Genomic DNA, 6,250 nt, shown 5'->3' with positions numbered 1-6,250 from the left:
CGCGCCCGGAGGTCGTCGGTGGGGGAGGAGGCCGCGACGATCGCGGCGGCGCGCCGACCGACGTCGTGCTCAACGGCATCACCGGCGCCATCGGGCTGCGGCCCACGCTCGCGGCACTGCGCTCCGGGGCCCGGCTGGCCCTGGCCAACAAGGAGTCGCTGATCATCGGCGGCCCGATCGTCAAGGACGTCGCCGCCCCCGAGCAGATCGTGCCCGTCGACTCCGAGCACTCCGCGATCGCCCAGGCGCTGCGCTCCGGTCGCGCCGACGAGGTGCGCAAGCTCGTCGTCACCGCGAGCGGCGGGCCCTTCCGCGGGATGGACCGCGCGGCGCTGCGCGAGGTGACGCCGGAGGCGGCGCTCAAGCACCCGAACTTCGCGATGGGGCGGGTCATCACGACCAACAGCGCGACGCTCGTCAACAAGGGGCTCGAGCTCATCGAGGCGCACCTGCTCTTCGACGTGCCGATGGACCGCATCGAGGCCGTCGTCCACCCGCAGCAGATCATCCACTCGATGGTCGAGTTCCACGACGGTGCGGTCATCGCCCAGCTCGGGCTGCCGACGATGCTCGCGCCGATCGCGCTCGGCCTGTCGTGGCCGGAGCGGCTCACCGACGTCGAGACCCCGGTCGACTGGACGCAGGCGCAGGACTGGCGCTTCGAGCCGCTCGACGACGAGGCCTTCCCCGCCGTGCGGCTCGCCCAGCAGGTCGGTGCCGCCGGTGGCACCCACCCGGCCGTCTACAACGCGGCCAACGAGGTCGGGGTCGACGCCTTCCACGACGGCGAGTGCCGCTTCACCGACATCGTCGACACGATCGAGCGGGTGCTGCAGCGGCACGACGACGCGCGCTTCGACGCGCACACCGTCGAGGGCGTGCTCGCGGCGGACGCCTGGGCGCGGGACGAGGCCCGGTCGGTCCTCAGGACCGCGTGAGACGATCAGACCATGCTGCTCTACGTGCTGGGGGTCCTGCTTGCCGTCGTGGGCATCGCCCTGTCGATCGCCCTGCACGAGATCGGCCACCTCGTCCCGGCGAAGAAGTTCGGCCTGCGGGTGCCGCAGTACATGGTCGGCTTCGGCCCGACGGTCTGGTCGCGTCGCCGCGGTGAGACCGAGTACGGCATCAAGGCGATCCCGCTGGGTGGTTACATCCGGATGATCGGGATGTTCCCGCCCGCCCGGGACGGGCGGGTGCGCACGACGAGCACCGGTCGGATGAGCCAGCTCGTCGACGAGGCCCGGCAGCAGAGCTTCGAGGAGGTCCGCCCCGAGGACGAGGGCCGGATGTTCTACCAGTGCCGATCTGGAAGCGGGTCGTCATCATGATGGGCGGCCCGGTGATGAACCTGCTCATCGCGCTCGTCGTCCTCGGCGGCATCTGGACGATGAGCGGCATCGCCGTGACGACGACGACCGTGGCGTCGGTCAACGAGTGCGTCGACATCAAGCAGATGGGGCAGCAGGCGGCCGACGAGTGCACCTCCGACATGCCCGTCGCGCCGGCCAACGAGGCCGGGCTCAAGCCGGGTGACCGGATCACCGAGATCAACGGCCGGCCCGTCTCGACGTGGGCCGACGTCCGCGGCGCGATCCGGGCCAACCTGGACAAGCCGCTGACGATGACGGTCGAGCGTGACGGGGCGGCCAAGGAGCTCGAGGCCGACCCGATCGTCCTCGACATGCCCGTCTACGACGACAACGGCGCACCGCAGACCGATGCCTCGGGCACGGTGCGCACCGAGCGCGCCGGCTTCCTCGGCGCGAGCCCGACCCAGGAGATGCAGAAGCAGTCGATCACCGCCGTGCCCGGGCTCTTCGGGGACCAGCTCGGCGACACCTACGGGCTGCTCGTGCGCATCCCGCAGAAGCTCGTCGGCGTCGCGCAGGCGGCCTTCGGCAGCAGCGAGCGCGACCCCAACGGCCCGATGTCGGTCGTCGGGGTCGGACGGGTCGCCGGCGAGGTGGCCAGCTCCGACGCCTTCGGCGACACGAAGGACAAGGCGATCCTCCTGCTCAGCCTCCTCGGCGGGCTCAACCTCGTGCTCTTCGCCTTCAACACCGTGCCGCTGCTGCCGCTCGACGGCGGCCACGTCGCCGGCGCGCTGTGGGAGGCGGTCAAGAAGGGCTGGGCCAGGCTGCGCGGTCTGCCCGACCCCGGACCCGTCGACGTCGCCAAGGCGCTGCCGCTGGCCTATGTCGTCGCCATCGCCTTCCTCGGCATGACCCTGCTGCTCGTCTACGCCGACATCGTCAAGCCGGTGAAGCTGACCTGACGCGCCAGTGGCGGGACCCGGAGGGGGCCTGGGTCAGCCTGTCGGCGTTGATGCCACCTGGTCCCCCTTCTTCGGGCAACCGGGTGGCGCCAACGCTGACAGGTGACAGCGACGCTGCCGAGCCCTGCGCGCATCGTCCGAGTTCTCCGGCCCAGTGCGTGGTGTCGAGGCGTCAGCCGTGGACAGACTTCGCGCCGCCACCGGTGGCTGAGGTGCGACGAGCGCAGCGAGGAGCCTCGAAGCCGAGGCCACAGCGGACATCCAGCGTCGAGGTCGCATAATGGAGGCATGAGCGTCTCCCTCGGTATGCCCAAGGCCCCGGCCCCCGTGCTCGCCCCCCGTCGCAAGACCCGGCAGATCAAGGTGGGGTCGGTCGGCGTCGGCAGCGAGTCGCCGATCTCGGTGCAGTCGATGACGACGACGCTGACCTCCGACGTCAACACCACGCTGCAGCAGATCGCCGAGCTCACCGCCGCCGGCTGCGACATCGTGCGCGTGGCCTGCCCGAGCCAGGACGACGCCGACGCTCTCGCCGAGATCGCCCAGCACAGCCAGATCCCGGTCATCGCCGACATCCACTTCCAGCCGAAGTACGTCTTCCAGGCGATCGAGGCCGGCTGCGCCGCGGTGCGCGTCAACCCCGGCAACATCCGCAAGTTCGACGACCAGGTCAAGGAGATCGCCAAGGCGGCCAAGGACCACGGCACCTCGATCCGCATCGGCGTCAACGCCGGCAGCCTCGACAAGCGACTGCTCGAGAAGTACGGCAAGGCCACCCCCGAGGCCCTCGTCGAGTCGGCCGTGTGGGAGGCCAGCCTCTTCGAGGAGCACGACTTCCACGACTTCAAGATCTCGGTCAAGCACAACGACCCCGTGACCATGGTCCGGGCCTACGAGCTGCTCGCCGAGGCCGGCGACTGGCCGCTGCACCTCGGCGTCACCGAGGCCGGCCCCGCCTTCCAGGGCACGATCAAGTCGGCGACCGCCTTCGGTGCGCTGCTGTCGAAGGGGATCGGCGACACCATCCGCGTCTCCCTCTCGGCCCCGCCGGTCGAGGAGATCAAGGTCGGCCAGCAGATCCTGCAGTCGCTCGGGCTGCGCCCGCGCAAGCTCGAGATCGTCTCGTGCCCGAGCTGCGGCCGCGCGCAGGTCGACGTCTACAAGCTCGCCGACGAGGTCACGGCCGGGCTCGAGGGCATGACCGTCCCCCTTCGCGTCGCCGTCATGGGCTGCGTCGTCAACGGCCCCGGTGAGGCCCGCGAGGCCGACTTGGGCGTCGCCTCGGGCAACGGCAAGGGTCAGATCTTCGTCAAGGGCGAGGTCATCAAGACCGTCCCCGAGAGCCAGATCGTCGAGACGCTCATCGAGGAGGCCATGCGCATCGCCGAGGAGATGGGCGAGCCGATCGACGGCGAGGAGTCCGGCGCCACCGTCACGGTGGGCTGAGCCCTAGGCTGACGGGGTGCTGCGGACCCGCAACCCCACCCGTCTGCTCGGGGTCGACGACGTCGACGCCGCGCTGGACCTGTGTGCGCAGGACCCCGCGGCCAATGTCTTCGTCGCCAGCCGGATCCTCGACGGGGGACTGGGCGCCGGGTCGACGGCCGCCTACGGGTGGTTCGACGACGGACGGCTCGAGTCCTTCGTGTGGACGGTGGCCAATGTCGTGCCGGTCGGCACCTCCGCGGCGAGCTGGGGGCCGCTCGCGGCCCAGGTGCGCAAGGTCCGTCGACGGTGCGCGTCCTTCCTCGGTCCCCGCGACCAGGTGGCCGGGCTGTGGGGGCACACGCGGCTCGACTTCCCGCAGCCGCGGGCGGTGCGCGCGGCGCAGCCGCTCATGGGCACGCGCACGCCCCCTTCGCAGCTTGGCATCACGCTCGACCCGAGGGTGCGGCCGGCGACCGTCGACGAGGTCGACATCGTGCTGCCGGCCGCCGAGCACATGTTCACCCAGGAGATCGGCTACCGGCCCTACACCGGCAACCCGGCCTTCTACCGCGACTCGATCTGGCGGCTCATCCGCGGCGGGCGCACCTATGTCGTCGTCGAGAACGGCCGGGTGATCTTCAAGGCCGATGTCGGGTCGATCGGTCTGGGCACCATGCAGATCCAGGGCGTCTGGGTCACCCCGGAGCTGCGCGGGCAGGGCCTCGCGGCCGGCCTCATGGCCGCGGCCCTCGAGCAGGCGATGAGCGACCACGCCCCCTTCGCCACGCTCTACGTCAACGACTTCAACGCGCCGGCGCTGGCGACCTATCGCCGCATCGGCATGGAGCGTCTCGGCACCTTCTCGACGATCCTCTTCTGAGACCTCCGCCCGCGGTCAGAGGGTGAAGACGATCTTGCCGACCTGCTCGCCGTCGATCATCTGCGCGAAGCCGTCGCGCGCCTGCTCGATCGGCATCGTCGCGTGCACGAGCGGTCGGGTGCCGGTCGACCGGAGCATCTGGACGAGCTGGCCGAGCTCGTCGCGGGTGCCCATCGTCGAGCCGATGACGCTCAGCTGGAGGAAGAAGGTGTGGGTGAGCATCGCGTCGTCGACCTGCGGTCCGCTCGTCGTGCCGGCGATGACGATCCGACCACCGGGGCGAAGGGAGCGGATCGAGTGCTGCCAGGTCGCGCGGCCGACGGTCTCCATGACGGCGTCGACCTTGACCGGCAGACGCTCGCCGGACTCGACGACCTCGTGCGCCCCCATCTCCAGCGGGCCCGGCCGCTTGTCGGCGCTGCGCGAGGTCGCGTAGACCCGCAGGCCGGCCGCCCGGGCGAGGGTGATCAGGGCTGTCGAGACACCGCCCCCGACGCCCTGGACGAGGACGGACTCGCCGGGCCGCAGGCCGCCGCGGACGAAGAGCATGCGATAGGCGGTGAGCCACGCCGTCGGCAGGCACGCCGCCTCGACCAGGCTCAGCCCGTCGGGCTTGGGCACGAGGTTGCGGCGCGGCACGACGACGGTGTCGGCGAAGGTGCCCTGGTAGCGCTCGGACAGCAGCGAGCGGCGCGGGTCGGTCGTCTCGTCGGCGCCCGTGAACCCCGGGTCGTTGATGACCGCGTGGACGACGACCTCGTTGCCCTCCTCGTCGATGCCCGCGGCGTCGCAGCCGAGGATCATCGGCAGGGCGTCCGACGTCAGGCCCTGACCCCGCAGCGACCACACGTCGTGGTGGTTGAGGGCTGCGGCCTTGACGGTGACCCGCGCCCACCCCTCCGGCGCCTGCGGCTCGGGCCGCTCGCCGACGACCAGTCCGGCCAGCGGGTCCTCACGGTTGATGCTCTCGGCGTACACGGCGCGCACGGTGCGCTCCCTTCGATCGGGGACGATGCGCCCTACTCTGCCACCGGGCACTAGCGTGGGCATTACCGACTGTTCCCGAACAAGGAGCTGCGCATGGGCACCATCTCCGACAACGTCATCGCGACCCTGAAGGCCAACGGGGTCACCCGCGCCTACGGCGTGCCGGGGGACTCGCTCAACGGATTCACCGAGGCCATGCGGCGTGACGGCGGGATCGCCTGGCGGCTGGTGCGGCACGAGGAGTCGGCCGCCTTCGCCGCGGCCGCCGACGCCGAGCTGACCGGCGAGCTCGCGGTCGTCCTCGGCTCGTGCGGCCCCGGCAACCTGCACCTCATCAACGGTCTCTTCGACGCCCAGCGCAGCCGGGTGCCCGTCCTGGCCATCGCCGCGCAGATCCCCAGTGCCGAGATCGGCAGCGGCTACTTCCAGGAGACGCACCCGCAGGAGATCTTCCGCGAGTGCAGCGTGTGGGCCGAGATGGTCACCGATGCCTCGCAGATGCCGCGCATGCTCGAGACGGCCATGCGCGCGGCGATCCAGGAGCGCGGTGTCGCCGTGCTCGTCGTGCCCGGGGACGTCGCCCAGACCGAGGCCACCGATGAGCGGGTCACCGTCGTCGAGCGGGCCCGCGCCCCGGGTCGTGCCCGCCGCCGACCAGCTCGAGCGGGCGCCCAGCT

General features: G+C 71.2%; 4 protein-coding genes and 2 pseudogenes. 5 read left to right on the top strand and 1 reads right to left on the bottom strand.

From position 1 onward, the window contains the following. From dxr to AC2W7J_RS14490, 4 genes and pseudogenes are all read left to right on the top strand, one after another. On the top strand, positions 1-938 hold a 938-nt coding region (dxr, locus tag AC2W7J_RS14505; RefSeq protein WP_485983243.1), incomplete at its 5' end, for a 1-deoxy-D-xylulose-5-phosphate reductoisomerase. Between the two features lie 12 nt (positions 939-950). After that, positions 951-2,278 (top strand): annotated as a pseudogene (locus tag AC2W7J_RS14500) (M50 family metallopeptidase). Between the two features lie 288 nt (positions 2,279-2,566). Beyond that, positions 2,567-3,724 carry a flavodoxin-dependent (E)-4-hydroxy-3-methylbut-2-enyl-diphosphate synthase gene (gene ispG, locus AC2W7J_RS14495; protein ID WP_485983241.1) on the top strand — a complete coding sequence of 386 codons (1,158 nt, stop codon included), beginning with the start codon at positions 2,567-2,569 and terminating at the stop codon, positions 3,722-3,724. A 16-nt stretch (positions 3,725-3,740) separates the two neighbouring features. After that, positions 3,741-4,586 (top strand): GNAT family N-acetyltransferase, encoded by an 846-nt coding sequence (locus AC2W7J_RS14490; protein WP_255185808.1) that lies wholly within the window; start codon positions 3,741-3,743, stop codon positions 4,584-4,586. Between the two features lie 15 nt (positions 4,587-4,601). Here AC2W7J_RS14490 and AC2W7J_RS14485 read toward each other — a convergent pair whose 3' ends face one another. After that, positions 4,602-5,573, bottom strand: coding sequence for a zinc-binding dehydrogenase (locus AC2W7J_RS14485; RefSeq protein WP_485983239.1), 972 nt, complete (start codon positions 5,571-5,573; stop codon positions 4,602-4,604). Between the two features lie 93 nt (positions 5,574-5,666). Between AC2W7J_RS14485 and AC2W7J_RS14480 the strand changes: the two are divergent. Then, positions 5,667-6,250: pseudogene (locus AC2W7J_RS14480) on the top strand (thiamine pyrophosphate-binding protein); the annotation flags it as partial.

Source organism: Janibacter sp. CFPM2_SD2, from assembly GCF_057364645.1.
This window is presented reverse-complemented; position numbering and strand designations above follow the sequence as displayed.